Below are 24,273 nucleotides of genomic sequence, written 5' to 3'. Positions count from 1 at the left end.
TGGATCCTACGCCGCGGCGCGGCTGAACAGGAGGTCCACGTAGCCGGCGAGGGGCGATAGTTCGGGACCACCGTCCACGACGGCGCGGCGAGCCAGGTCAAGGCGTCGGGCGACGGTCTCCCGCAAACCGTCGCGCCCGAGGACGCTCACCAGGTTCACGGCCCCGCGACCCGTCTCCAGTTCCGCCTCGTCCTCCAGATCGTCAAGCGCCTGGAACGCCAGGCCGAGCTCGTGACCGAAGGTGCGCAAAGCCTCTGTCTCCAGCGGGCCTGCGCCAGCGGCGAGCGCGCCCATCTCCACGGAGGCGACGAACAGCACCCCGGTCTTTTCCTGGTGGAGCTGGCTGATGAAGGCTGAAGTCGGTTCCGCGGGACCACGCAGGTCCTTCTCCTGGCCGCCCACCAGTCCGCTGGCGCCGACCGTCCGCGCGAGGAGCGAGACCATGGCCACACGGGCCGGCTCCCCGATGTAAGGCGCGCGGGCGAGCAGGCCGTAGGCTTCGTTCAGGAGGGCCACCCCGGTCAGGACGGCCACGTCCTGCCCATAGCGGGCATGCACGCTGGGCTGTCCCCGGCGCGTCGCGGCGTCATCCATGCATGGCAGGTCGTCGAGCACCAGGGATGCGGCGTGCACCAGTTCGAGCGCGCAGGCCGCCGGCAGCACGTGGGCGAGCGGGCAGCCCAGGGCTTGTCCGGTCAGCAGCGCCAGGATGGGCCGGATCCTCTTGCCGGGGGAGAGCACCGCGTAGCGCATCGCCGCGTGCAGCCTGTGCGGCGGGTCGCCTGCGTCGGGCAGGACCTCGTGCAAACCTCGCTCGACGAGATCGCGCAGGAGAGCGAGCTTGTGTCGTTCCACCGCCAGAAATTCGGTCACGGCGATCACCTCGAAGACCGTTGCTCGAGCCCGGAGCCGGAACCCGGTTACAAGCCCGTCTATTTTATGTATCAGCTACGAGAAAGAATTCTGCAACACCCCTCTTGTTCCTCTGCGAGGCGACCTTGACCGACCGCTCGGCGATCATCCGCCGCAAGGACGAGCACCTGGACATCGCCCTGCGGCAGCAGGCGGGCGGCGCCAACGGCTTCGACAGCCTGGTCCTGGAACACTGCGCCCTGCCGGAACTCGATCTGGCGGAGATCGACCTTGCCACGCGCTTTCTCGACCGCGAGCTGGCCCTCCCCTTCCTGATCAGCTCCATGACCGGCGGCCCGGAGCGCGGAGCGGCGATCAACGCCAACCTGGCCGTCGCCGCCGAGCATCTGGGCATTCCCTTGGCCGTCGGGTCACAGCGGGTGGCGCTGGAAGGCGCCGCCCAGGCCGGCATCGACGCAGGCCTGCGCCGGCTCGCGCCCGGCATCCCGATCTGGTCCAACCTGGGGGCGGCCCAGTTGGTGCAGGGCTACGGCGTCGACGACGCACGTCGGGCCGTGGAAATGATCGGGGCCGACGCCCTGATCGTGCACCTCAACCCGCTGCAGGAGGCGGTGCAGCCGGCCGGCGACCGCCACTGGGCGGGCGTGCTCGCCGCCCTCGAGACCCTCGCCGTCCGGCTCGAACGCCCGGTGATCGTCAAGGAGGTGGGCTATGGCCTGTCGGGCGCCGTCGCCCGGCGATTGCAGGACGTCGGGGTGGCGGCGGTGGACGTGGCGGGCGCCGGCGGCACCGACTGGGCGGCGATCGAGGCGGAGCGGATCGCCGACGTCCAGGAGCGCCAGGTGGCCGACGCCTTCCAGGGCTGGGGCATCCCCACGCCCCGGGCCATCGCCGAGGTGCGCGCAGCCTGCCCCGACCTGCCGGTCATCGGCTCGGGTGGGATCCGCCACGGGGTGGACGCGGCCAAGGCCATCCGCCTGGGCGCCGACCTTGTGGGCCAGGCCGGCGGGGTGCTGGCCGCCGCCCTGGTCTCGGCGGAGGCGGTGGTGCAGCATTTCGAAACCCTGGCCCGCCAGCTGCGCATCGCCTGCTTCTGCACCGGCGCGCGGGATCTCCCGGCGCTCCGGTTCGTTCGGCTGGTCACGCGTGCGCTTCCTCTTCACGACCTTTGAGGGCGGCGGCCATGTGCCGCCGGCCCTGCTCGTCGCCCGCCAGCTGCAGAGCCATGGCCACGAGGTGCTGTTCGTCTCGGACGAGGCGAACCGCGCCCAGGCGGTGAGCGCGCGCCTGCGCTTCGAGCCCTGGGCCACAGCGCCGAACCGCACGGCGCTCGGCGGGGCGGACGACCCGCTGGACGACTGGCGCGCGCGCTGGCCGCCGGCGGTGGTGCGCTCCGTCTGCCAGGCGGTGATCACCGGACCGGCCGCCCGCTACGCCTCAGACACCCTGGACCTCGTGGCCCGCTTCGAACCCGACGCCATCGTCTCCAATGAGCTGCTGTTCGGGGTCATGGCCGCCGCGGAGAAGGTGGGCGTCCCGCTGGCCCTGTTGACCGCCAACGTCTGGTGCTTTCCGACGCGGGAGGACGTGCCGCCGTTCGGACCGGGCTTCCCGCCGGCGCGCAATGGGTTCGAGGCCGGGCGCGACCGGACCTCGCGGCGGATGATCGGACGCTGGTACGACGCCGGCCTGAAGGACCTGAACGCCGCCCGCCGCGGCCTGGGCCTCCCCCTTCTGGGCGCCACCCTCGAGCAGCTGATGGCGGCCGAGCTCGTGCTGCTGGGGGCGAGCGGCGCCTTCGACTATGGCGCGACCCCGCCGCCGCGGCCGTTCGCCTACGCCGGCCCGCTGGGTCAGGCGCCGGACTGGGCGAAGGCGAGCGGCGACGCCGGCGGGCTGATCGATCCTAGCCTGCCAAATGTGCTGGTGTCGTTCAGCACCACCTACCAGGGCCAGGAGCCGGCGGTGGCGAACGCCATCCGGGCGCTGGACGGTCTGCCGGTGAACGGCATCGTCACCTTGGGGCCGGCGCTGGACCCGGCCAAGCTTCCCACCGCCGCCAATGTGCGGGTGGTCGAGCGCGCCGACCACGACGCCCTGATCCCCCACTGCCGGCTGATGATCTGCCACGCCGGCCACGGCACCGTCATGCGCCCCCTGATGCACGGCGTGCCGGTGATCTGCATCCCCACCGGGCGCGACCAGCCGGAGAACGCCCAGCGCATCGCCTGGGCCGGCGCGGGCCTGCGGCTGCCAAGGCGCGCCAGCGTGGCCAGCATTCGGCGCGCGGTCAGCCGGGTGCTCTCGGACCGCGGGTTCGCGGCGAAGGCGACCGTGCTGGGGCAGGCGATCGCGGAAGAGGCGGACGGCGGCGTGCGGGCGGCCGAGCGGCTGGAGGCCCTGGCCGCTCAGCGCAGCCTGATGAACTGACGCAGGCCGTTGGCCGGCAGGGTGAAGGCCGCCCGGCTCCACGCCGGCGGCCCGAAGGTCCCGCGGCTGTCGTTGGAGAAGCCGTAGGGCTCGACGGGCAGGCCCACAGGCAGGGTATCGAGACGGCCGTCGGCGTCGCGGTCGTGGAACGCCATCACCGCATAGCGCCCCGGCGGCAGGGCCACCGTCGCCTCGGCCCGGCCAGCGCGGATCGGCAGCGGCCCGCCCGCCACCTGGCCCGCCCGGCGGCTCCAGCCCTTGGCGTCGGCATAGACGGCGAACACCACCTGCCCGCCGCCTTCCAGCCACTCAAAGGCCAGCCGCAGCTCCCCGCCGGTGGGCGAGGCTGCGGCCAGCGCAGCGGCGGCGAGGACGCTCAGCACGGCCCCGCTCCCTGCCCGGTCAGAACTTCGCCGACAGGCCGACGAAGTACCGCCGGCCGAGCACGTCGTAGGTGGACGGGTCGGTGTTGGAGTTGGAGTAGCTGGTGAACAGCGGCGGTTCTTTGTCGGTCAGGTTGTTCACCCCGGCGCGGAAGGTGACCCGCTCGCTCAGCTGGTACCAGCCAACCAGGTCATAGGCGTTGTAGGTTGGCGGGCTGACGGCGGTCGGCGAGAAGACCGGCACGTTGCGGAAGTCGAGCATGGAGTCGATGTGCCGCCAGCGGAACATGATCCGCAGCGGGTCCATGTTCCAGGTGAAGGACGACGTCCACTTCCACTCCGGGTAGGCGCCGCCGGAGAGGTCGGCGCCGATGGTGCCGCCGTTCTCGAGGAACGGCGCGCCCGGCCGCGACTGCCTCTTGAAGGTGTCGAGGTAGGAGACCACGACATTGGTCTCCAGCCGGCCCAGTCCCTCCGGCAGGCCGAGATCCGACAGCTCCAGGGCGTGGTCGAGCTGGAAGTCGATGCCCGAGGTTTTCCAGGCCGCGAGGTTCACCTGGTTGGCGCCGACGTTGGTGATGTTGCCGGAGCCGAGGCGCTGGAACTGCTGGCAGTAGAAGTTGTCGTTGGAGAAGGTCGGGTTGGTCCCCTCGGTGTTGAAGCAGGCGCCGACGATCTGCTGGACCGTCAGGTTCCCGACCACGTCCTCGAGTTCGATCCGGTACCAGTCCACCGCCAGCTGGAAGCGGCGGAAGAACCGCTGATCCACCTGCGGGGCCCACACGATGCCGGCGGTGAAGCTGTCGGAGGTCTCCTCGTCCAGGTTCGGGTTGCCGCCGGTGAGGATCTCCACCTGCGTCGAGGCCTGCTGGTAGCTGTCGATGATGGCCGCGGGCACGCCCTGGGCGATGCACAGGGCGCGCACCGCCGCGGCGTTGGGGCCGGCGCGGAAGGAGGAGCGGACGTCGCACGGATCGCCGGCGGTGGTCGCGGCGCCCGGCGTGCCGATCCCGGAGAAGCCCAGCGACACCGGCGAGAACAGCTCGGCGATGTTCGGCGCACGAACCGCGCGCTGATAGCCGCCGCGCAGCAGCAGGCCGGGGGCAGGCCGGAACAGCAGGTCGGCCTTGTAGGCCGTGGTCGTGCCGATGGTGTTGTAGTCGGCGACCCGGCCGCCCAGGGACAGCTCCAGGCCCATGCCGCCGTCGCTGCCGTCCAGCAGGGGCACCAGCAGCTCGGCGTAAGCTTCCTTAGACTTGATCGACCCCTGGATCGGCACCGCCGGATTGAAGCCGACGATGTCAGGCCCCTGGAGCAGCACGTCGGGATCGTAGTCGATCTTGTCCTTGCGGTACTGGAGGCCGGCGGCGAACTTCACCTCGCCGGCCCACAGGTCGAAGAGGCCGCCGGTGAGGTTGGCCTCGTACACCTGCTGATCGAGTTCGGTCTCGTTCTTCACGTCGCGGCTGATGAACTCGGCGCAGCCGGGGCTCACCTGGCCTGCGCCGAAGATGTCGAAGCCGCCGCAGAGCGCGACGCCGCCGTCCGGCGCGAAGGTCAGCTGGCGCATGGCGGCCCGGCTGACGTTGCCGAACTGGCTCTCCTGGTGCTCCATCCGGCCGAGGCTGGCGTAGGCGTCCCACTTCCAGCCGCGGAAGCCGAGGTCGCCGCGCAGGCCGAGGACCACCTGAGCGGTCTCGTAGGTGTTCTCCGACAGACGGCCGCCCACCTCGGCGAAGGCCCGCCGGGGATAGAACTCGGCGTTAGGGTTGGCGCGCGAGGCCAGCAGGGTCCGCAGGTCGGCGGGAATGAAGGGATTGGTCACCGGCACCACGATGTCCGGGCCCGGGAAGGCGCCGTCGGAGGCCGAAGCCGGGCCGAGCTGGCGGGAGACGTCATAGGTGACGTAGCTGGCCGTGCCGTAGGCCTCGATGTTCTCGGTCAGATCGAAGCGGCCGTTGGCGAACAGGCTCCAGCGCTCGAGCGGCAGGAACAGGTAGCGATAATCAGCCGAGTTGAAGGTGTAGCTGGTCTCGGAGAAGCCGGGCGTCCGCTCGCCGCGGAAATTCCGCACCGGCGAGGCGGTGAACAGCGTGTTGTCGGCGTTGAAGCCGATGTTGGAATTGCGGGCGACCGTGCCGGGCGCGACGCCGTAGCGGCCGAACACGAGGTCGAGCGCCGCCTGGCTGGGCAGGTTCGCCGCGCCGCCCGCGTTCGACGCGGGGTCGAAGCGGCCTTCCAGGATGGTGGCCGCGCCGGACGGCGTGAGGCCCGTGGTCAGCACGGTGTAGCCCACCGCCGACCAGTCGCGGTCGGAGGCGACCAGGCCTTCGCGCTTGTCCCATGTGCCGGCCACGGCGAAGTGGCCACGGCCGCCGGCGAACTCGCTGCCGTAGCCCACCGAGATGGTGGACTGCTCGGCGTCGGAGCGGTCGGTGAGGCCGTACTGGGCGTCCACCTGCAGGCCGTCGAAGTTGCGCTTCAGCTTAAAGTTGACGACGCCGGCGATGGCGTCCGAGCCGTAGGCCGCCGAGGCGCCGCCGGTGATGGTCTCGATGCTGTCCACCAGGAAGGTGGGGATGCTGTTCAGGTCGACGACGTTGTTCGGGTTGGCGGCCACCACGCGGCGGCCGTCGATCAGCACCAGGGTCCGCGTCGGTCCGAGACCCCGCAGGTTGGCGTAGGCCTGACCGGGCGTGCTGACGTAGTTGGTGCTGTTGGTGCCCGCGCCGTTGGACGGGGTGAACTGCGGCAGCTGGTTCAGGGTGTTCTCGATGGTCACCGAGCCGACGGCGGCGATCTGGTCGGACGTGACGGTGACGATCGGGCTCTCGGAGACATAATCCTGTCGCGCAATCCGGCTACCGGTGACGATGACTTCGCCGACCTCCGCCTCCTGAGCGTGGGCCGGCGTGGAAAGGACGAGCAGCCCCGCGAGCGCGGAGGCCGACATCAGGCTCGTGCGAAGTCTCGACATCCCGGAATTCCCCCTTCGCCCGCCATCTGCGGCGGGCGGCGTGAATCAGATTCGACGACTATGCGGGGTTGTCGCCTCAGAAGCGAGCGCTGCGCCGCGCCTGCGCTATAAGCAGACATGATCCGGGTGGGCGTGGATTTCGGCGGCACGAAGATCGAGGCGGCCGTCCTCGACGGCGAAGGCGGTTTCCTGTCGCGGCGGCGTGTCGCCACCCCACCCGGCTACGAGGCGGCGATCGAGGCCGTCTGCGAGCTGGTGGCGCAGGTCGAGGCGGAGGCCGGCGGCGGCGGCGGCCCAGTCGGCGTGGGCGGGCCGGGATCGGTTTCCCCGGCCACCGGCCTGCTGCGCAACAGCAACTCCACCATGTTGAACGGCCGGCCCTTGCCGGCCGACCTGGAGACGGCGCTCGGCCGGCCGGTGCGCTACGCCAACGACGCCAACTGCCTCGCGCTGTCGGAGGCGGCCGACGGGGCGGGCGTGGGGGCGGACCCGCTGTTCGCCGTGATCGTCGGCACCGGCTGCGGCGGCGGCCTGGCGGCCGGCGGGAGGCTCGTGTCCGGCGCCAACGCCATCGCCGGCGAGTGGGGCCACACGCCCCTACCCTGGTCCACGGCCGACGAGCACCCTGGCCCGGCCTGCTGGTGCGGCCGTCGCGGCTGCCTGGAGACCTGGCTCTGCGGCCCGGCGTTCAGCCGCGACCACCGGGAAGCGACGGGGCGGACGCTCGCCCCCACCGACATCGCGGAGGCCGCGCGGGCTGGCGATCCCGGGGCGGTCGCGAGCATGGCGCGCTACGTGGACCGGCTGGCCCGCGGGCTGGCCATGGTCTGCAACATCGTGGATCCGGAGGCGATCGTGCTGGGAGGCGGGGTGTCGAACATCCCCGAACTCTACGAACGGCTCCCCGCGGCCATCGCGCCCTATGTGTTCACCGACCGCTGGGCGGCGCGGATCGCGCCCGCCCGCTGGGGCGACAGCTCCGGCGTGCGCGGCGCGGCCTGGCTGTGGGACGCGGCCGGCTAGGACGGAAAGCGCTGACGCAGCGCATCGGCCCCGCGGGCGAGGACCGCCGCATCGATGCCGACCGCCACAAACGCGGCGCCGGCCGCCAGGCATTCGTCGGCGAAGGTCGCGTCGAGGGTGAGCAGGCCCGAGGGCTTGCCGGCGGCCAGCAGGCGGCGGATGGCGTCCAGCACGGCGGCCTTCACCTCGGGATGGCCCGGCTGGCCGAGATGACCCAGGCTGGCGGCAAGGTCGGCGGGGCCGATGAACACGCCGTCGACGCCCTCCACCGCGGCGATCGCCTCAAGCTGCTCCAGCGCGGCGGCGGTCTCCACCTGCACCAGCAGGCAGAGCTCTTCCTCGGCGCGCTGCGGATAGTCGGCCACCCGGCCGTAGCGGCTGGCCCGGGCGCCGGCCGAGACGCCGCGCACGCCGCGCGGCGGGTAGCGCACGGCGGCCACCGCGGCCTGCGCCTCCTCCGCCGTCTGCACATAGGGGATCAGCAGGGTCTGGGCGCCCAGGTCGAGCACCTGCTTGATGGCCACCATGTCGTTCCAGGCCGGGCGCACCACCGCCGCGCCCGGATAGGGGGCCAGGGCCTGCAGCTGGGTGAGCACCGAGGTCAGGGTGTTGGGCGCGTGCTCCATGTCGAGGACCAGCCAGTCGAAGCCGGCGCCGGCCACGGCCTCGGCCGCATAGCTGTCGGAGAGCGCCAGCCAGAAGCCGATCTGGCGACGTCCGGCGGCGATGGCGTGCTTGAAGCTGTTGCGGGGCAGGTCCATGGCCCCGACCCTAGCGATCCGGGACCGGCAGGCTAGCCCCAGAGCTCCGGCGGCGGCGGCTCGATCAGGGAGCCGGTGATCGGCAGGCCGGGCTCGCGGTCGCGGGCCAGCAGCAGAGGCCCGTCGAGGTCGACGACCCGCGCGCCCTGGGCGACCAGCAGGGCCGGGGCCATGGCCAGCGAGGTGGCCACCATGCAGCCGACCATCAGCTCCAGGCCCAGGCCGCGGGCCTCGGCCGCCAGCGCCAGGGCCTCGGTGAGGCCGCCCGCCTTGTCGAGCTTGATGTTCACGCAGGCGTAGCGCCGCGCGCAGTCGGCCAGCTCGGCGCGGGTGTGCAGGCTCTCGTCGGCGCAGAGCGGCACGGGGCTCGCCCAGCCCTCCAGCGCCTGGTCCTCGGCGGCCGGCAGGGGCTGTTCCACCAGCTGGACGTCCAAGCGGGCGAGCTCGGGGGCGAGGCGGCGCAGGTCGTCGAAGGTCAGCCCCTCGTTGGCGTCGACCACCAGCCGGGCCCGCGGGGCCGCGCCGCGCACCGCCTCCACCCGGTCGAGGTCGTCGGGCCCGCCGACCTTGAGCTTCAGCATGGGGCGTCGAGCGTGCAGCCGCGCGGCGGCGGCCATCTCCTCGGGCGAGCCCAGGCTGATGGTGTAGCAGGTCTTCACCGGGTCCAGCCGCTCGCGGCCGGCCAGCGTCCAGGCGCGGACGCCGGCCCGCTTGGCCTCCAGGTCCCACAGAGCGCAGTCGAGCGCATTGCGCGCCGCGCCGGCCGGCATCAGCCCCTGCAGCACCTCGCGCCCGGCGCCGGTCTCGATGGCCCCGCGGACCGCCGCGATCTCGGCCAGCACGCCCTCGGCGTCCTCGCCATAGCGTGGATAGGGCACGGCCTCGCCGCGGCCCACGTGCTCGCCGTCGGCGATCTCGGCCACCACCACGTGCGCCTCGGTTTTGGCGCCGCGGGAGATGACGAAGGCCTCGCGCAGCGGCCAGCGCTCGTCGCGGAAGCTGAGCCGCCTCAGGCCATGTCCCCCACGGCGGCGTCGAGCAGCAGGTAGAGCCGGCCGGCGCGCCCGCCGAGCAGCTCGGCCATCAGGAAGCCCTCGGGATCCTGCACCACGGCGTCGTCCACCAGCGCCTGGTGGCGGCGGAGGAAGGCGGTGACCTGGCCTTTCAGCGCCTCGTCGGTGAACAGGCGGCGCACGATGCGGCGTGTGGCGGCGGGGGCCAGCTTCTTGACCACCTGGCGGGCGCCGTCGAGGTCGCCGGTCTGCACGGCGGCGGCGATCTCGTCGATGCGGGGCTTGGGCAGCAGCTTCTCGGCGTCGACGCCCATGCCGGCCAGCTCGTCGGACAGGGTCTGCTCCAGGTCGCCGGCCTCAGACGGGCCGCCGTCGACGGAGGCCAGCAGGTCCTTCCAGGTCCAGCCCTCGCCGCGGGCCTCGGCGGGCGGCGGGCCGCCGGCGGCCTCGAACACCTGGCTGAACTCCTCGTCCGTGGCGGTCGGCGTCAGCTTCAGGCGCGGGCGCAGGCCCAGGCGCTGGGCGAGCGCGCCGGCGGGCTTCTCGGACTCCGCGGCCGGCGGCGGGGCCTTGGCGCGGCCGCGGACGGGCGGAGGGGCCGGCTCGGCGATCTCGTCGAGCACCAGGTCCTCGGGCGGCACGGCGGCCTCCGGGGGCGACGGCGGCTCGGCGGCGACCGGCGGCGGCTCGGGCTCGAGCTCGGGCTCGGGCAGGCGCGGGCGCGCGGGTTTCTGGGTGAAGGCGGCGGAGGCTGTGAAAGCCGGCGGCGCGGGGACGGGCCGAAGCGGCGGCGGGCTGGCCGCCGGGGCGGCGCCGGGCGCGGCGGCCACCGTGCCCATCAGCCGCACGGCCTCGCTCAGCATCTCGAAGTTGCGGCGGACGCGCTCCTGGAAGGCGGCGTCGATGGCCTGGGCCTCGTCGGCGGTGCGGCGGGCGGCGGCCATCAGCTCGTCCATGCCCTGGACGACGGTCTCGCGGACCTGCAAGGCCTGGTCCTGGGCGGCGGCGGGCAGCCGGCTGGCGCGGGCCTCCAGCTCGGCCAGCATGGCCTGGAGCTCGGCCAGCGCGGCGCGCGCGGCGGCGGCGCCCTCCTCCAGCTTCCGAGCCGTCGCCTGGCCGGCCTGCTCGACCATCTCGGACGACTGGGCGACGAGGGCCCGGGCCTCCTCCAGCCTGGCCTCGAACACCTGGTTGGCCTTCTGGCCGGCGGTGAAGGCGGCTTCGGAGAGCTGGTCCACCTGCTCGCGGGCCGTGGCCGCGTGGCTGGCGGCCGCCTCGCGGGTCTGTTCGGCCGCCCGGGCCAGGGCGTCGATGGCGGCGCGGGTCTGGGCCTCCAGCTGGGCGCGCTGCTCGGCGGCGGCGGCGGAGACCGCCTCCAGCGACTGCAGGGTCGACTGGCCGAACTCCTCGCGCTCGGCCCGGGCGGTCTCGGCGAGGTCGCGGAACTGCTCGGCGGCGTCGGCCATCAGGGCCTTCAGCGTCTCGGAGCCGCGCATCGCCCGCTCGTTCATCTCGGCGGCCGAGAGGCGCGCCTGGCTGATGAACTCGCCCAGCCGGTCCGCATGGGCCTGGGTCTCGGCGGCGAAGCCCTCGTGGTCGGCGCGCAGGGCGTTGGAGAGGCTGACGAGCGCGGTGCGGTGATCGGCGAGCCCGCCCTGCACGGCGCGCACCTGGTCGGCGACGCCCGTGCCGGCGGTCTCCAGCCGGGCGATGTGGCGGGTGAGGTCCTCGCCGGCGGTGCGCGCGGCGTCGCCCACCTCGGACGCGGCGGCGGCGAGATCCGCCGCACGGGCCGCGAGCACGGACTCGGCCTCGCGCAGCTGGGTCTCGGCCACGTCGGCCGCCTCGGCGACCATGCGGGCCTGCTGGGTGATCGCCTCGCCTATGCGGGCGGCGCGCAGGTCCAGCGTGCCGGAGAGTTCGGCTTCGGACGTCTTCAGCCGGGCCGCGGCGGCGTCGGTCGCCTCGACCACGCGCCGGGCCTGCCCGCCGATGGCGTCGGCCACCTGCGCGGCGCGGGCGTCCAGCGTGTCGGCCAGGGCGCTGATCTCGGTGCGCTCGCGGCCGAGCGTGCCGGCGAGATCCTGGGCCGTGCGAACCGAGGCGCGGGTGGCGTCGGTGAGCTTCAGCGTCTCCTCGGCCACGGCCTGGCGGAGCGCCAGCAGGGTCTCGCGGGCTTCGTCGGCGGCCTGGCCGGCGGCGGCGATCTCGTCGCGCACGGCCTGGACCACGTGACCGGCGCGGGCGGCGGCGCTGAGCGCCGGCGACAGCATGTCCTCGGCCATGACCTTCGCCCGCCGGCTCTCGGCGGCGAGCTTCTGGCCTTGACGGATCATGTAGGCGCAGCCCCAGACGAACGCCGCCGGGCCGATCGCCAGCAGGGCGAAGACCGCCAGGGCGAACACGTCCTGCGTCAGCGGCGCGACCTGGTTGCGATAGCCCACCGCAAACGCGATCGGCCCCAGCGCCCAGAGCACCGATACGGCGAGCGCCGTCAGGTAGATCGGCCAGGCCGACGGCGCACGGAAGGTCGTGTCCGCGGGCGTCTCCCCAAGGTCCTGCGGCCGGCGGGCCGGCGTACGGGGCGCGGCTGGAGCCACCGCGCCACGCAGAGGCGGCGGCTGCAGCGGCGAGGCGGGCGCGGCCTCGGCGGCCGGTGCCATGACCGGATCGTTCACCGCACGCGCGGCGCTCTCGCTTGCGGCGGGGGTGAGCCCCTCGTCGTTCGACGCGCCGAAATCCGTGGGCGGCTGGCGTCTTCCGATCCTCATGCGCGCCGATCCCCTTCGCTTACGCGCGGAAGCCCCCACTCCCGCCCGGGAAGGATTACCCGCCCGACGTGCAGACGCAAACAGCGGCCTGTGGAAAACCGCGCCTCAGGCGCGGTATGTCGCGGCAGCGCAAGCGGTTGCGCGGACGATCTCGCCTAGGCGCGAACGACGGCCTGGCGGGTCAGCGGCTTGCGGGTCTCGGGGCAGTCGGAGACCTTCTCCAGGCGCTCGACCCGGCCCTTGCGCGGCGTGCGGGCGATCACCCGTTCCACCGGGGCGGACGGCCTGGCCATCTCCAGCGGCTCTACGGCCACGCCGAAGTGGGAGAACGCGACCGCGGAGGAATGCATCACCACGGCGGCGACAACGTCCGTCAATGTCGACATCGGCTCCTCCCTCCCACGATGCGATTCCGTCGACCCTGGTTATACGGGAAGCGTTACCGATGTGCGACCGCCGGTAGATGAATTCTTGGTAAGGTAAGGCTCGGTCACGCCGCCAGCGCCTCGCGGACCTGGGCGCCCTCGTGCGCCAGAAGCCACTTCTTGCGCGACAGGCCCCCGCCGTAGCCGGTCAGCGAGCCGTTCGTTCCGATCACGCGATGACAGGGCACCACCACCGCCACGGGGTTGGCCCCATTGGCGAGCCCCACCGCGCGCACCGCGCTGGGACGGCCGATCCGTTCGGCGAGGCCACGGTAGCTCAGGGTCTCTCCCGCCGGGATTGAGCAGAGCGCTTCCCAAACCCGCAGCTGAAAGACGGTGCCCGAGGCCTTCCACGGAACACGGTCCAGGGCGGCGGGCTCGCCGGCGAAATAGGCCTCGAAAGCCGGTCGGGTCGGCGAGCGGCCATCGACGAGTGCGGCGCGCGGGTAATGCCGGGCGACCCAGCTGCGCATCTTCGCCTCGTAGTCGGTCCAGTTGAAGGCGCGGAGCACCCCCGCCTCGTCGGAGACCAGCAGGGCCGTGCCGATCGGTGTCTCGAGCCGGTCGAGGGTCAAGGTCTCAGGCTGCACGTTTGGCATCGGTCTTGGTCCTTGTGGTTTGCGGCTGGACCGCCGCGTCGGCGGCCCACAGGTGCTGGGCGGCGTAGGCCCGCCAGGGCCGCCACGCCTGAGAGCGGGCGAGCAGTTCCTGCGGCGTCGGCCGGCGCCCGTCCGGCTCGGTCAGGGCGCGCAGCAGGGCGATGTCGGCGTGCGGGAAGGCGTCCGGCTCACGCAGCTCGCGCAAGGCGATGTACTGCGCGGTCCACTCGCCGACGCCCGGGAGGGCGGACAGGGCGGCGATGGCGCTCTCCAGGTCGGCGCGCGGCGTGAAGATCGAGCGGTCCGCCGCCACCGTCCGGGCGAGGGCCTCGAGGGCGGCGCCCCGGGCGCGGGGCATGCCCAGGGCGGCGATGTCCTCGCCCACCAGCCGCTCGGGGGCCGGGAAGACGCAGGTCAGCCCGAGCGCCGCAGCCGCGGGGTCGTCCATCAGCGCGCCATAGGCCGCCACCAGCCGAGCGGCGAGGTTGCGCGCGGCCGCGACGGTGATCTGCTGGCCCAGGATCGCGCGCACCGCGAGTTCGAAGCCGTCCCAGGCTCCGGGCGCGCGGAGGCCGGGACGGGCCGCGATCATCGGCGCGAGGGTCGGATCCTGCGAGAGGTGCGCCCCGATCAATCCCGGGTCGGCGGCCAGGTCGAACACGCGCCGGATCCGGGCGATCACGGCGGGCAGCGCCTGGACCTTGGGGAAGCGGATCTCGGCGACGAGGAAGTCGCCCTCGCCTGGGGTGACCACCACGACCCCGCAGGCGCCGTCCACCTGCAGGGTCCGGGCGTACCGGCGGGGGCCTACCGTCTCGACCCCCGGGATCGCCCGGGCGGAAAGGAAGCCGATGATCGCATCCCAGTCATAGGGCGCACGGTAGGGCAGTCTCACCGTGATGCCGGACGCCGCCGCGCTCTGCTCGGCGCCCTGGCTGCGGCGCAAGGCGCCCGGGGATCGGCCGAACAGCTGCTGGAAGGTCTCGTTGAAGCGGCGCACGCTCCCGAAGCCGGCGGCCAGCGCCACCTCGGCCATGGGCAGGCGCGTCTCGTGGATCAACTGCTTGGCCAGCAGCACCCGCCGGGTCTGGGCGACCGCGACGGGCGAGGCGCCCAGGTGCTGCTTGAACAGCCGCCTCAGCTGCCGCTCGCCGACCCCTAGCCGGCTCGCCAGCCCGTCCACGTCGCCGCCGTCGAGCGCGCCGGCCTCGATCAGCGACAGCGCCCGGGTCACGGTGTTGGACGTGCCGCGCCAGGCGCCGAGGTCGGGGGAGGACTCGGGCCGGCAGCGCAGGCAGGGGCGGAAGCCTGCCTCCTGGGCCGCCGCCGCGGTCGGGAAGAAGGTCATGTTCTCGGCCTTCGGGGTGCGGGCCGGGCAGATCGGGCGGCAGTAGATGCCGGTGGTCTTCACGCCCGCAAAGATGCGGCCGTCGAACCGGGGGTCCCGGGTGACGAAGGCGCGGCGGCAGGCTTCGAAATCCATATCCATGGTCGCGAGGATGCGCGGCCCGACCCCACGAGTCTCGCGGTTTTCGGACACACATGGGTGGAGACTGGCGGTTTTCGGACGGTGATGGCCACGCGAGCGGCGCAATTCTGCAATGCATCGATACGTCGGCGACACACGACGGCCAAGGTGGCGTGATCCCTTCCGCGCCTCGCGTGTTTGAGCCGCCGAGGGACGCCGCGGCCGAGCAAAGCCGCCGACTAGCCGTCAAGGAGAATGAAGAGCGTGATCGAGCTGACCACGGAGCGCGCAGCGGCGCGCGCCGACCTGCGCCTTGCGCTGCTGGCCTGCGTTGCGACGGTGGCTGTCGCGCCGGCGGTCCTCGCCCAGACCGCGCCCGCCGCCGCAGCCCAGTCGGGCGCCAACCCGTCGGCTGCTGCTCCCGAGGACGACGTGGACGCCGTGGTCGAGGAGCTGGTCGTGGTGGCTGAGACCCGCGAGCAACCGGGCGCCGTGGTCGGGGACATCCCGCCCGAGATCCAGCTCGGCCCCCGCGAGATCCGCTCGCTTGGCGTCAGCTCTGTCGCCGAGCTGCTGGACGCCCTCGCCCCCCAGATCGGCAGCGCCCGCGGGCGCGGCGGCGGCCGGCCCGTCACCCTGGTGAACGGCCAGCGGATCTCCAGCTTCGCCGAGATCCGCGACCTGCCGCCCGAAGCCATCCTGCGCGTCGACATCCTGCCCGAGGAGGTGGCGCTGAAGTACGGCTACCGCGCCGACCAGAGGGTGGTGAACTTCGTGCTGCGGCGGCGCTTCAATGCGCTCACCACCGAGGCGGGCGCGCGGGTCGCCACCGCCGGCGGCCGTGAAGCCTTCGACGCCAACGCCAACATCCTGCGCATTCAGCGCGACACCCGCTTCCAGCTCGATCTGAAGGCCAACCGGTCCACGCCGCTGCTGGAGAGCGAGCGCGACGTGCTGCGCAGCGGCGCCGAGCGGCCCTTCGCGCTAGCCGGCAACGTCACGGCCGCGCCCTTCGGCTCAGGCGAGATCGACCCGGCGCTCACCGCGCTCGCCGGACAGCCCCTTACGGTCGTCGGCGTGCCGACCACCGGCTCGGGCCTGGCCGCCTTCGCCGCCCAGCCGGCGGCGGCCACCAGCGAAGCCCCCTACCGCAGCCTGCTCTCGGAGCAGACCGGGGCCTCGGTGAACGCGGTCCTGACGCGACCGCTTGGCGAGGGGATCGGCGCCACCCTGAACGGCCGGCTGGAGACCACCCAGACCGAGAGCCTGCAGGGCCTCGCCGGGGCGACCCTGACCGTGCCGGCCGGCTCCCCGTTCTCGCCGTTCAGCCGCGCCGTGGAGGTGCAGCGCTTCGCCGGCCTGACCCCGCTCACCCGCCGCAACGATGTGATCGACGCACACCTCGGCTTCTCCGCGAATGGCGCGACCTCAGGCTGGCGCTGGTCGGTCACCGCCAACGCCGACCGCACCCAGGCCGAAACGCTGACGGAGCGCGGCCTGAACACCAGCATCCTCCAGGCGGCGGTCACGGCCGGCCAGGTGAACCCCTTCGCGCCCCTGCCCTCAGGGCTGGTCTTCTATCGCGCGCCGGACCAGGCGAAGTCGGTGGTCACCTCGGCCGACATCGAGGCCCTGGCGCACGGGACGCTGTTCGACCTGCCGGCCGGCGATGTCACGGCCGCGTTGACCGTCGGCGCCTCGACCCTGGACTTCGCCAGCGCGTCCCTACGCTCGGGCGTGGCGCGGGACACCGACCTGGGCCGCGACGTCGGCCGGGTTCAGGCCAATCTCGACGTCCCGCTCACCCGCCGCGACGCGTTCCTCGGCGGCATCGGCAACCTGACGCTGAACTTCAACGCCGCGGCAGAGAAGCTTTCCGACTTCGGCACGCTCACCACCCTCGGGGGCGGGATCAACTGGTCGCCCTTCGAGCGCTTCCGCGTGATCGCCTCGGTCACCGACGAGGAGGGCGCGCCCACCGTCCAGCAGCTGGGCAACCCGCAGATCGAGACGGAGAATGTGCGGGTCTTCGACTATGTGCGCGGCGAGACGGTGGAGGTCACCCAGGTCGAAGGCGGCAACGAGGACCTGCTGGCGGACAGCCGCCGCGTCTTTAAGCTCGGCCTGAACTGGCAGCCGTTCCAGGAGCAGCAGCTCAACTTCCGCGCCGACTACACGCGATCCCGGATCCGCGACGCCATCGCCTCCTTCCCGGCGGTCACCGCCGAGATCGAGCGGGCGTTCCTCAACGAGCGCATCTTCCGCGATGGGACCGGCCGGCTGACGCGCGTCGACGTGCGGCCGGTGAATTTCGAGCGGCAGGACAGCGAGCAGATCCGCTGGGGCTTCAACTACAGCCGGCCGCTGCGCGCCACCCGCCAGCCGCAGTTCACGCCCGAGGAGATGCGCCGCTTCGCCGAGCGCCGCGCGCGGGCGCAGGGGCAGGACGCGCGAGGCCAGAACGCCGGGTCCGTGGCGGCGCCGGGCGCGGCGTCGCCGCCGGGCGAGGCTGGCGCGGCGCGCGGCGAGCGCGGCGGCGGCGGCCAGCGCCAGGGTTTCGGCGGCCCCGGCGGCGGAGGCTTCGGTGGGCCCGGCGGCGGCGGCTTCGGGGGACGCGGCGGCGGCCCAGGCGCAGGCGCGCTGCAGTTCGCGCTCTTCCACACCTGGCGCCTGCAGGAGGAGATTTTCATCCGCCCGGGCGTCGCGCCGCTCGACCTGCTGGAGGGGTCGGCGATCGGGGCCACGGGCGGGACGCCGCGCCACGAGATCGAGGCGCAGGCCGGCGCCTCGCGAAACGGACTGGGCTTCCGAGCCACGGTGCGGTGGCAGAGCGGCACCGAGGTGAACGGCGCCCGGTTCGGGGGCCAGGAGCTGGATTTCTCGGACCTCACCACCGTCAACGTGCGCCTGTTCGCCGACCTCGGGCTCCAGCCCTGGGCGCGTGGCCGCTCCTGGCTGCGCGGGGCCAGAGCCACGCTCTCGGTCGACAACCTGTTCGACGAGCGGCTGGAGGTGCGCGACGCGCAGGGGCTGACGCCGATCAGCTACCAGCCCGACCTGATCGATCCGCTTGGCCGCACCGTGCGCCTCAGCTTCCGCAAGGTGTTCTTCTAAGGCGCTGTATTTCAGACGTTTCCGAACCGCGGCCCGAATAGGGCGGTGGGATGAACCCGCCCCATCGCCGGCGGTTCAGGCGGGCCTCAGCGCCAGGCGTCCATAAGAGGTCCAACGCAGGGCGGACGGCCGGATCCCCCGGCCTCCGCGCCGCAATGGAGACCGAAGATGAAGAAGCTGATGATCGCAGGCCTGGCGCTGTCGATGGCCGCCGGCGCCGCCCTGCCCGCCGCCGCCCAGGATTACCGGGGACGCGACCGCGACGCCCGCATCGAACGCCGCGAGGACCGGCAGGATCGCCGCGAATTCCGGCAGGATCTGCGTCAGGACCGGCGCGAATTCCGCCAGGAGCAGCGCCAGGATCGCCGCGCCTTCCAGCAAGCCCAGCGGCGCTACAACGCCGGCCGCTACTACGCGCCCCGGGGCTACGCCGCCCGTCCCTGGAGCGTCGGCCAGCGCCTGCCGCAGGCCTACTACGCCCAGCCGTACGCGATCCGCGACTACCGAACCTACGGGCTCTACGCCCCGCCGGCCGGCTACCAGTGGACCCGCGTGGGTGACGACGCCGTCCTGACCGCGGTGGTCAGCGGCCTGATCGGCGCGGTTGTCGGCGGCCTGTTCTTCTAAGAGAACCCAGCCTGCGCCGCAGCGCCCCGGAGGCCCCTCCCCCTCCGGGGCGTTCGCCGTTCAGGCACCTGAATTCCAGGTGAACGGCACAGCCCAGGTCCGTTCAGCGGCGTTCAGGCAGGATGGCGGCAACTGAGGAGATCGCCATGAAGAAAGCCCTTCTGATCGCCGCCGCCGCCGCCATGACCTTCGGCAGCGTCGCCACGGCGTCCGCCCAACCCTACGGCTACTATGGGGACCGCTACTACGAGCGGGATTCCGACCGCGACGGCCGGCCCGATCGCCGCGAGTGGAACCGCGACCGCGACCGTGACGGTCGCCCGGACCAGTGGGACCGCTACGACAATCGCCGCGGCCACCGCTACGGCCAGAACCGCTGGCGGACCGGGCAGCACTATCCGTACTACAACAACCGCGGGTACTACATCAGCGACTACCGGGCCTATCGCCTGCCGCCGCCGAGGGCCGGCTATCGCTATTACCGGTCTGACAACGGCGACATCGTCATGGCGGCCATCGCCACCGGCATCATCGGCCTGATCATCGCCGACGCCCTGAACGACAACGACCGCGATCACTACCGCTACGACGGCGGCTACTACGACCGCCGCTGGTAAGGCACGGGGCGGCGGCGCGCCTCGCGCCGCCGCCCTCCCGCCTAGCCCGGGAACATCTCCTTGACGGTGCGCTCCAGCACCACCAGCGGCATGGAGCCCCGACGCAGGACGTCGTGGAACTGCCGCAGGTCGAAGCGGGCGCCCGCCCGCGCCCTCGCCTCCTCACGGATCCGCACCCACTCGGTGTGGCCGATCTTGTAGCTGCACGCCTGACCCGGCCAGATGGCGTAGCGATCGATCTCCCGCTGCGCGCGGCTGCGGACGAAGCCGGTCTTTTGCACCATGTAGTCGGTCGCCCGCTCGCGGCTCCAGCGCCGGGCGTGCATGCCGGTGTCGACGACCACCCGCACGGCCCGGAACTGCAGCGACTGCAGGTACCCGATGCGGCCGAGAGGATCGCCCTCGTACGCCCCCAACTCGTCGGCGAGCTGTTCGGCATAGAGGCCCCAGCCTTCCCCGTGGGCGGCGAAGCCCAGCCCCACCTGGCGCAGGCGTGGGATCTCGGTGGAGGCGAGCGAGATCGCGCCCTCCCATTGGTGGCCCGGAAGCGCCTCGTGGTAGGTCAGCGTCGGCAGCGTGAACTTCGGCCACTCGGCCGTGTCCTTGAGGTTGATGTAGAACCGCCCAGGTCGCGAGCCGTCCAGCGCCGGCGGGGTGGCGTAGCCGTTGGGCGCGCCATCCTCGATCTCCGGCGGCACCCGCACGATCTCCACTGGCGTCTTGGGCAGCGTCTGGAACGCCCGCGGCATCTTTGCCCGCATGGCCTCGGTCTGCACGTTCAGGGCCGCCAGCAGGGCGGCGCGGCCGGCGTCGGTGTTCGGGTAGAGCTGGTCCGGCCGCTTGGAGAGCTGGGTCACCCGCTCGCCGACCGTTCCGTCCGTGAGCCCCTGGGCCCGCAGCAGGGCGTCCAGCTGGGCTTCCAGCTCCGCCACCTGGCGCAGGCCGAGCTCGTGGGCCTGGTCCGGGCTGAGTGTGGTGGTGGTCTGGAAGGCGAGCGCGCCGGCGTAGAACGCTTCCCCGTCCGGCAGCTTCCAGACGCCCGGATCCGGCTTTGCCTGGGGGCGCAGCGCCTGCACGGCGGCGATCTGCCGGTCGAGCGCCGGATAGACCTTCCCGGCCACGACCGCGGCCGCGCGGCGGCTCCAGTCCCCCGTGATCCTGCCCTCCGTCGTCCGGCGGACGAGCGACGTCACCAGGCCGCTGGCCTCCGGCGCCGGCTCGCGCAGCTTGCGGAGCTGGGCGAGCGTCGCGTCCAGCGCGAAGTCGGGCGCCAGCACGCCGCGGGCGGCGTCCTTGCGGACGTCGGCGGTGTTGGCGTCCAGGGCGCCGGCGAAGGCTTCCAGGCGCGCGAGGTAGGCCTCGGCGTCGGCGGCGGTCTTCACCGGATGGACGCTGTCGAGGAAGTCCGGGACCGACTGGTAGACGCCCGACAGCTGGCTGAGCACATAGGGGGAGAAGGGCGCGTAGGAGAAACCGGCGGCGCCCTCGCCGAAGGTGAAGCGCTCGCCGCCCGCCACGATCTGCTCGTAGGCGTAGGCGACGACGTCGAGATCGGCCCGGCTCGCGGCGGAGAGCTTCGCCCGGTCGATCTGCCGAAGCCGGCCAAGCCTGGCCTTGCGCCCCGCCACCCAAAGAGCGCGGCTGGCCGAGGAGACGTCGTTCAGCCGGCGGCGCTGGCCGGCGCGCGGGCCCACGTCGAGGCCGAGGGTCGTCGCGAGCTCGGGGGCCTCGTCGAGGTCCGCTTCCCAGAAGGCGTCCAGCAGGCGCCGCAGGCGGGCGTCCTCGGCTCCGGCGGGGGCCGCCCAGGCGGGGGCGGCGCCCGCGACGACGAAGGCTGCGCCGCTGCGCAGCAGGGTCCGGCGGTGCATGTGGGTCTCTCTCAAAGGTCGGCCTGCGGGCGGAGCGCCAGCAGGGCGAGGAAGCTGACAAGGGCGGCGACGCTGAGGTAGAGGCCCACGAGGCCGAGGCCGCCGCGATCGGCGAGCCACTGGGCGGCCATGGGGGCCAAGCCGCCGCCGAGGATGCCGCCGACGTTGAACGCCACGGAGACGCCCGTGTAGCGGACCCGGGCCGGGAAGAGGCTGGGCAGGAAGGCGCCGAGCGGGCCGTAGACCAGGCCCATCATGACGAGGCCGAGCGACAGGAAGGCCCAGATGAGCACCAGGGAGCCTGAGCCCATCATCGGCCCCAGCCCCAGGCCCGTGAGGACCGTGAGCACGCAGCCGGTCATCAGGACCCGACGCGGCGACGTGGCGTCCGCCCAATACCCGGCGACGATGATGCCGGCGGCCATGAAGCCGATGGCGGCGAGCTGCACGCCCAGGAAGGTTTCGCGGCTGTAGCCCAGCTTCGTGGTGCCGTAGCCGAGGGCGAAGGCGGTGGTGATGTAGAAGATGGCGAAACAAGCGACGACGGCGAAGGTCCCGCCCAGGGTGGCCAGGGCGTGGCGGCGGAACAGCTCGGCGAACGGCACACTGGGCGGCGGCGCTTCCTTCAAGGCCGCGGCGAAGGCGGGGGTTTCGGTCAGCTTCAGCCGCACCCACAGGCCGACGCCCACCAGGGCGACGCTGAGCAGGAACGGGATGCGCCAGCCCCAGGCGACGAACTGTTCGGGCGTGAGCAGCACGCCCAGCAGCAGGAAGAGGCCGTTGGCGGCCAGGAAGCCCACGGGGGCGCCGAGTTGCGGGAACATGCCGAAGCGGGCGCGCCAGCCGGGCGGGGCGTTCTCCACCGCCAGCAGGGCCGCCCCGCCCCACTCCCCGCCGAGGCCGAAGCCCTGGCCGAAGCGCAGCACGCAGAGGAGGAAGGGCGCCAGCCAGCCAGCCTGCTGGTAGGTGGGCAGGAAGGCGATGGCCACCGTCGAGCCGCCCATCAGCAGCAGGCTGGCCACCAAGGTCGACTTGCGCCCGATGCGGTCGCCGAAGTGGCCGAAGAAGGCCGCGCCCAGGGGGCGGGCGAAGAAGGCGAGCGCGAAGGTCGCGTAGCTGCTCATCAGCTGCGCCGAGGCCGAGGCCTTGGGGAAGAACAACTGGCCGAACACCAGCGAAGCCGCCGTCGCGTAGATGTAGAAGTCGTAGAACTCGACCGCCGTGCCGACCAGGCTGGCCGTCAGGATCCTGCGGTTCGACGCGCCGCCCGCGCTCTGTGTGGCCATGTGAGACTCCCCCTCGCCTCTTCTTAGATCGTCCCGGCGGCGCTTGTCGCGGTCGCACTCCAGCCCGGTCTGCGGGACTGAGGAAGGCTCGGGGGAGAGGCGGTCCGACTTAGCGGCCTGCGGGAGGCGGGAAGGCCGCCTCCTCCTCGTCGGGCTCCTCGGGCGCGGCCGCGATGGCGGTGGGCGCCAGCGGCGGGGCGGGCGCCGGGCGGCCATAGGGGATCGCCTGCACCGGCAGGCGCTTGACCGCCGAACTCATCACCGTGCGCCACAGCTCGGCGGGCGCCCCGCCCCCGGTGATCCGGCCCATGGGGGCATTGTCGTCGCGGCCCAGCCAGGAGCAGGCGGCGAGCCCGCCCGTGTAGCCGCAGAACCAGGCGTCCTTGTAGTCGGACGTGGTGCCGGTCTTGCCCGCGACATCGTGGCCGGCGATCTGCGCCTTGGCGCCGGTGCCGCTGGCGATGACGGCGCGCAGCACGCGGTTCAGGTGGCTGAGCGCGGGGTTCTGCACCACCGGCGTCCAGCTGGGCGGCTTGCGCTGGTAGAGCAGCTTGCCGCCGGCTCCGCGGATCCGCTCGATTCCATAGGCCTGCACCCGGCTGCCGCCGTTCGAGAACACCGCATAGGCCTGCGTCATCTCCAGCGGGGTGACGAGGGTCGTGCCGAGCGCCATGGCCGGGTCGGTGTTGACCTGGGAGGCGACCCCCAGCCGGCGCGCGGTGGCGGCGACGTTCTGGCGGCCCACCATGTCGGCGATCCGTGCGGCCACGGTGTTGGTCGACGAGGCCACCGCCCGCTCGAGGGTGATGGGCCCGAGGAAGCCTTCGTCGTAGTTTCGCGGGCTCCAGTTGGCGATGGTCACCGGCTCGTCCACCACCGGATCGTCCGGCTTCCAGCCCGCCTCCAGGGCGGTGAGGTAGACGAAGGGCTTCCACGCCGAGCCGGCCTGCCGCTTGGCGGTGGCGGCGCGGTTGTAGGGCGCCTTGGCGTAGTCCGTGCCGCCGACCATGGCGCGGACCCGGCCGGCCCCGTCGATCGTCACCACGGCCCCCTGGAGCTGGGGAGCCGCAGCCGCGGCGCGGCGCACGGCGGTGGCGGCCGTGCGCTCCAGCTGGGCGTCGAGGGTCGTCTCGACGACGATGTCCTGCTTGAGGCCGCCGGTCAGCTTGCGGGTCTCGCCGTCCAGCCAGTCCAGGAAGTACTGGGCGGCGTCATTGGGGGCGGACTTCCAGACCTTCGGCGGGGCGGCCAGGGCCTGGGTGCGCTGGGCGGGCGTGATGGCGCCGGTCTCGACCATGGCGTCCAGCACCAGCCTGGCCCGGGCAAGGTTGGCCTCCGGCTCCTCAACCGGGTGATAGTTCACCGGCGACTTCATGATCCCGGCCAGCATGGCCGACTCCATGATGGTCAGCTTCGCGGCGGGCTTGTTGAAGTAGCGCTGCGCCGCCGCCTCGATCCCGTAGGCGCCGGAGCCGAAGTAGACGCGGCTCAGGTAGAGGCCGAGGATCTGTTTCTTGCTGTAGGTGCGCTCCAGCTGGACGGCGTAGAGCAGCTCGGTCGCCTTGCGCTCGATCGTCCGGTCCTGGGTCAGGTAGAGGTTGCGGGCCAGCTGCTGCGTGATGGTCGAGGCCCCCTGGCGCGCGCGGCCCTCGCTGGCGGCGACCACCACCGCGCGGGCGATGCCGCGGGGATCGAAGCCGGTGTGCTCCCAGAACCGCCGGTCTTCGATCGCCACGAAGGCGGCGGGCACATGCGCCGGCAGGCGGGCCAGATCGACCGGCGGCGCATAGCGGCCGCCGCGGACGCCGATCACCTGGCCGGTGCGGTCCAGGTAGGTGATCTGCGCCTCGCGCCGGATCGGCGGCAGGGCGGGCAGCTCGGGCGCGGCGATCGTCGGACCGGCGACGAGCACCGAGGCTGAAGCAAGCAGGGCGAACACGGAAGCGTCTCTCCTTCGGCGGCGCCCCCTCGAGGCGCCGGTCGACACGCCGCCCCCTTGTGGCGGCGCGCCCGAGCCCCGCCAAGATAATTCGCCGTA

The 24,273-nt window shown here is 72.8% G+C and carries 18 protein-coding genes; 6 read left to right on the top strand and 12 right to left on the bottom strand.

Translation table 11 applies throughout. The annotated features are described in order from the left end of the window. Positions 1-6: 6 nt before the first annotated feature. Positions 7-873, bottom strand: coding sequence for a polyprenyl synthetase family protein (locus tag VIL67_RS06890; protein WP_332048133.1), 867 nt, complete (start codon positions 871-873; stop codon positions 7-9). Positions 874-998: 125 nt separating this feature from the next. Here VIL67_RS06890 and fni point away from each other — a divergent pair, with 125 nt between their 5' ends. Beyond that, positions 999-2,045, top strand: coding sequence for a type 2 isopentenyl-diphosphate Delta-isomerase (gene fni, locus VIL67_RS06885; RefSeq protein WP_332048132.1), 1,047 nt, complete (start codon positions 999-1,001; stop codon positions 2,043-2,045). Next, positions 2,020-3,303 (top strand): glycosyltransferase, encoded by a 1,284-nt coding sequence (locus VIL67_RS06880; RefSeq protein WP_332048131.1) that lies wholly within the window; start codon positions 2,020-2,022, stop codon positions 3,301-3,303. The genes fni and VIL67_RS06880 overlap by 26 nt, the downstream gene beginning before the upstream one ends. Here the strand turns inward: VIL67_RS06880 and VIL67_RS06875 are convergent. Both VIL67_RS06875 and VIL67_RS06870 read right to left on the bottom strand, forming a co-directional pair. Beyond that, positions 3,282-3,686, bottom strand: a complete 405-nt coding sequence (locus VIL67_RS06875; protein ID WP_332048130.1) for a DUF2141 domain-containing protein — start codon at positions 3,684-3,686, stop codon at positions 3,282-3,284. The genes VIL67_RS06880 and VIL67_RS06875 overlap by 22 nt on opposite strands. Before the next feature lie 19 nt (positions 3,687-3,705). Then, entirely contained in the window at positions 3,706-6,663 is a 2,958-nt protein-coding gene (locus tag VIL67_RS06870; RefSeq protein ID WP_332048129.1) for a TonB-dependent receptor domain-containing protein, read from the bottom strand. A gap of 117 nt (positions 6,664-6,780) precedes the next feature. On the opposite strand from VIL67_RS06870, the gene VIL67_RS06865 reads away from it, so the two are divergent. Then, complete coding sequence (locus VIL67_RS06865; protein ID WP_332048128.1) at positions 6,781-7,686, top strand: ROK family protein; 906 nt, start codon at positions 6,781-6,783, stop codon at positions 7,684-7,686. Here VIL67_RS06865 and hpaI read toward each other — a convergent pair. From hpaI to VIL67_RS06835, 6 genes are all read right to left on the bottom strand, one after another. Next, the gene (gene hpaI, locus VIL67_RS06860; protein ID WP_332048127.1) at positions 7,683-8,447 is read right to left on the bottom strand and encodes a 4-hydroxy-2-oxoheptanedioate aldolase; all 765 of its coding nucleotides are present in this window, start codon (positions 8,445-8,447) and stop codon (positions 7,683-7,685) included. The genes VIL67_RS06865 and hpaI overlap by 4 nt on opposite strands. A 32-nt stretch (positions 8,448-8,479) precedes the next feature. Beyond that, positions 8,480-9,460 (bottom strand): N-acetyl-D-Glu racemase DgcA, encoded by a 981-nt coding sequence (gene dgcA / locus VIL67_RS06855; protein ID WP_332048361.1) that lies wholly within the window; start codon positions 9,458-9,460, stop codon positions 8,480-8,482. After that, positions 9,457-12,231, bottom strand: coding sequence for a coiled-coil domain-containing protein (locus VIL67_RS06850; RefSeq protein WP_332048126.1), 2,775 nt, complete (start codon positions 12,229-12,231; stop codon positions 9,457-9,459). Before VIL67_RS06850 ends, dgcA begins: the two co-directional genes overlap by 4 nt. A gap of 155 nt (positions 12,232-12,386) precedes the next feature. Then, positions 12,387-12,617, bottom strand: a complete 231-nt coding sequence (locus VIL67_RS06845) for a hypothetical protein (protein ID WP_332048125.1) — start codon at positions 12,615-12,617, stop codon at positions 12,387-12,389. Between the two features lie 104 nt (positions 12,618-12,721). After that, complete coding sequence (locus VIL67_RS06840; RefSeq protein ID WP_332048124.1) at positions 12,722-13,255, bottom strand: methylated-DNA--[protein]-cysteine S-methyltransferase; 534 nt, start codon at positions 13,253-13,255, stop codon at positions 12,722-12,724. Continuing rightward, positions 13,236-14,738, bottom strand: coding sequence for an AlkA N-terminal domain-containing protein (locus tag VIL67_RS06835; RefSeq protein WP_332048123.1), 1,503 nt, complete (start codon positions 14,736-14,738; stop codon positions 13,236-13,238). Before VIL67_RS06835 ends, VIL67_RS06840 begins: the two co-directional genes overlap by 20 nt. A 240-nt stretch (positions 14,739-14,978) precedes the next feature. Here VIL67_RS06835 and VIL67_RS06830 point away from each other — a divergent pair, with 240 nt between their 5' ends. From VIL67_RS06830 to VIL67_RS06820, 3 genes are all read left to right on the top strand, one after another. Next, positions 14,979-17,837 (top strand): hypothetical protein, encoded by a 2,859-nt coding sequence (locus VIL67_RS06830; protein WP_332048122.1) that lies wholly within the window; start codon positions 14,979-14,981, stop codon positions 17,835-17,837. 168 nt (positions 17,838-18,005) lie between these two features. Next, positions 18,006-18,464: an RcnB family protein gene (locus VIL67_RS06825; RefSeq protein WP_332048121.1), complete on the top strand. Its 459-nt coding sequence runs from the start codon at positions 18,006-18,008 to the stop codon at positions 18,462-18,464. Positions 18,465-18,610: 146 nt separating this feature from the next. Continuing rightward, positions 18,611-19,081, top strand: coding sequence for an RcnB family protein (locus tag VIL67_RS06820; RefSeq protein ID WP_332048120.1), 471 nt, complete (start codon positions 18,611-18,613; stop codon positions 19,079-19,081). 41 nt (positions 19,082-19,122) lie between these two features. Here VIL67_RS06820 and VIL67_RS06815 read toward each other — a convergent pair whose 3' ends face one another. From VIL67_RS06815 to VIL67_RS06805, 3 genes are all read right to left on the bottom strand, one after another. Continuing rightward, positions 19,123-20,949 (bottom strand): DUF885 domain-containing protein, encoded by a 1,827-nt coding sequence (locus VIL67_RS06815; RefSeq protein WP_332048119.1) that lies wholly within the window; start codon positions 20,947-20,949, stop codon positions 19,123-19,125. A gap of 11 nt (positions 20,950-20,960) precedes the next feature. Next, the gene (locus tag VIL67_RS06810; protein WP_332048118.1) at positions 20,961-22,235 is read right to left on the bottom strand and encodes an MFS transporter; all 1,275 of its coding nucleotides are present in this window, start codon (positions 22,233-22,235) and stop codon (positions 20,961-20,963) included. A gap of 109 nt (positions 22,236-22,344) precedes the next feature. After that, complete coding sequence (locus VIL67_RS06805) at positions 22,345-24,174, bottom strand: transglycosylase domain-containing protein (RefSeq protein ID WP_332048117.1); 1,830 nt, start codon at positions 24,172-24,174, stop codon at positions 22,345-22,347. Positions 24,175-24,273: the final 99 nt, after the last annotated feature.

The organism is Phenylobacterium sp. (assembly GCF_036563385.1).
Classification (GTDB): Bacteria; Pseudomonadota; Alphaproteobacteria; order Caulobacterales; family Caulobacteraceae; genus Phenylobacterium.
This window is presented reverse-complemented; position numbering and strand designations above follow the sequence as displayed.

What these genes read in the sequence shown, in the direction of transcription:
- VIL67_RS06870 (WP_332048129.1), bottom strand. Translation starts at nt 6,663, where the DNA reads ATGTCGAGACTTCGCACGAGCCTGATGTCGGCCTCCGCGCTCGCGGGG.
- VIL67_RS06865 (WP_332048128.1), top strand. Translation starts at nt 6,781, where the DNA reads ATGATCCGGGTGGGCGTGGATTTCGGCGGCACGAAGATCGAGGCGGCC.
- hpaI (WP_332048127.1), bottom strand. Translation starts at nt 8,447, where the DNA reads ATGGACCTGCCCCGCAACAGCTTCAAGCACGCCATCGCCGCCGGACGT.
- VIL67_RS06850 (WP_332048126.1), bottom strand. Translation starts at nt 12,231, where the DNA reads ATGAGGATCGGAAGACGCCAGCCGCCCACGGATTTCGGCGCGTCGAAC.
- VIL67_RS06845 (WP_332048125.1), bottom strand. Translation starts at nt 12,617, where the DNA reads ATGTCGACATTGACGGACGTTGTCGCCGCCGTGGTGATGCATTCCTCC.
- VIL67_RS06840 (WP_332048124.1), bottom strand. Translation starts at nt 13,255, where the DNA reads ATGCCAAACGTGCAGCCTGAGACCTTGACCCTCGACCGGCTCGAGACA.
- VIL67_RS06835 (WP_332048123.1), bottom strand. Translation starts at nt 14,738, where the DNA reads ATGGATTTCGAAGCCTGCCGCCGCGCCTTCGTCACCCGGGACCCCCGG.
- VIL67_RS06830 (WP_332048122.1), top strand. Translation starts at nt 14,979, where the DNA reads ATGAAGAGCGTGATCGAGCTGACCACGGAGCGCGCAGCGGCGCGCGCC.
- VIL67_RS06825 (WP_332048121.1), top strand. Translation starts at nt 18,006, where the DNA reads ATGAAGAAGCTGATGATCGCAGGCCTGGCGCTGTCGATGGCCGCCGGC.
- VIL67_RS06820 (WP_332048120.1), top strand. Translation starts at nt 18,611, where the DNA reads ATGAAGAAAGCCCTTCTGATCGCCGCCGCCGCCGCCATGACCTTCGGC.
- VIL67_RS06815 (WP_332048119.1), bottom strand. Translation starts at nt 20,949, where the DNA reads ATGCACCGCCGGACCCTGCTGCGCAGCGGCGCAGCCTTCGTCGTCGCG.
- VIL67_RS06810 (WP_332048118.1), bottom strand. Translation starts at nt 22,235, where the DNA reads ATGGCCACACAGAGCGCGGGCGGCGCGTCGAACCGCAGGATCCTGACG.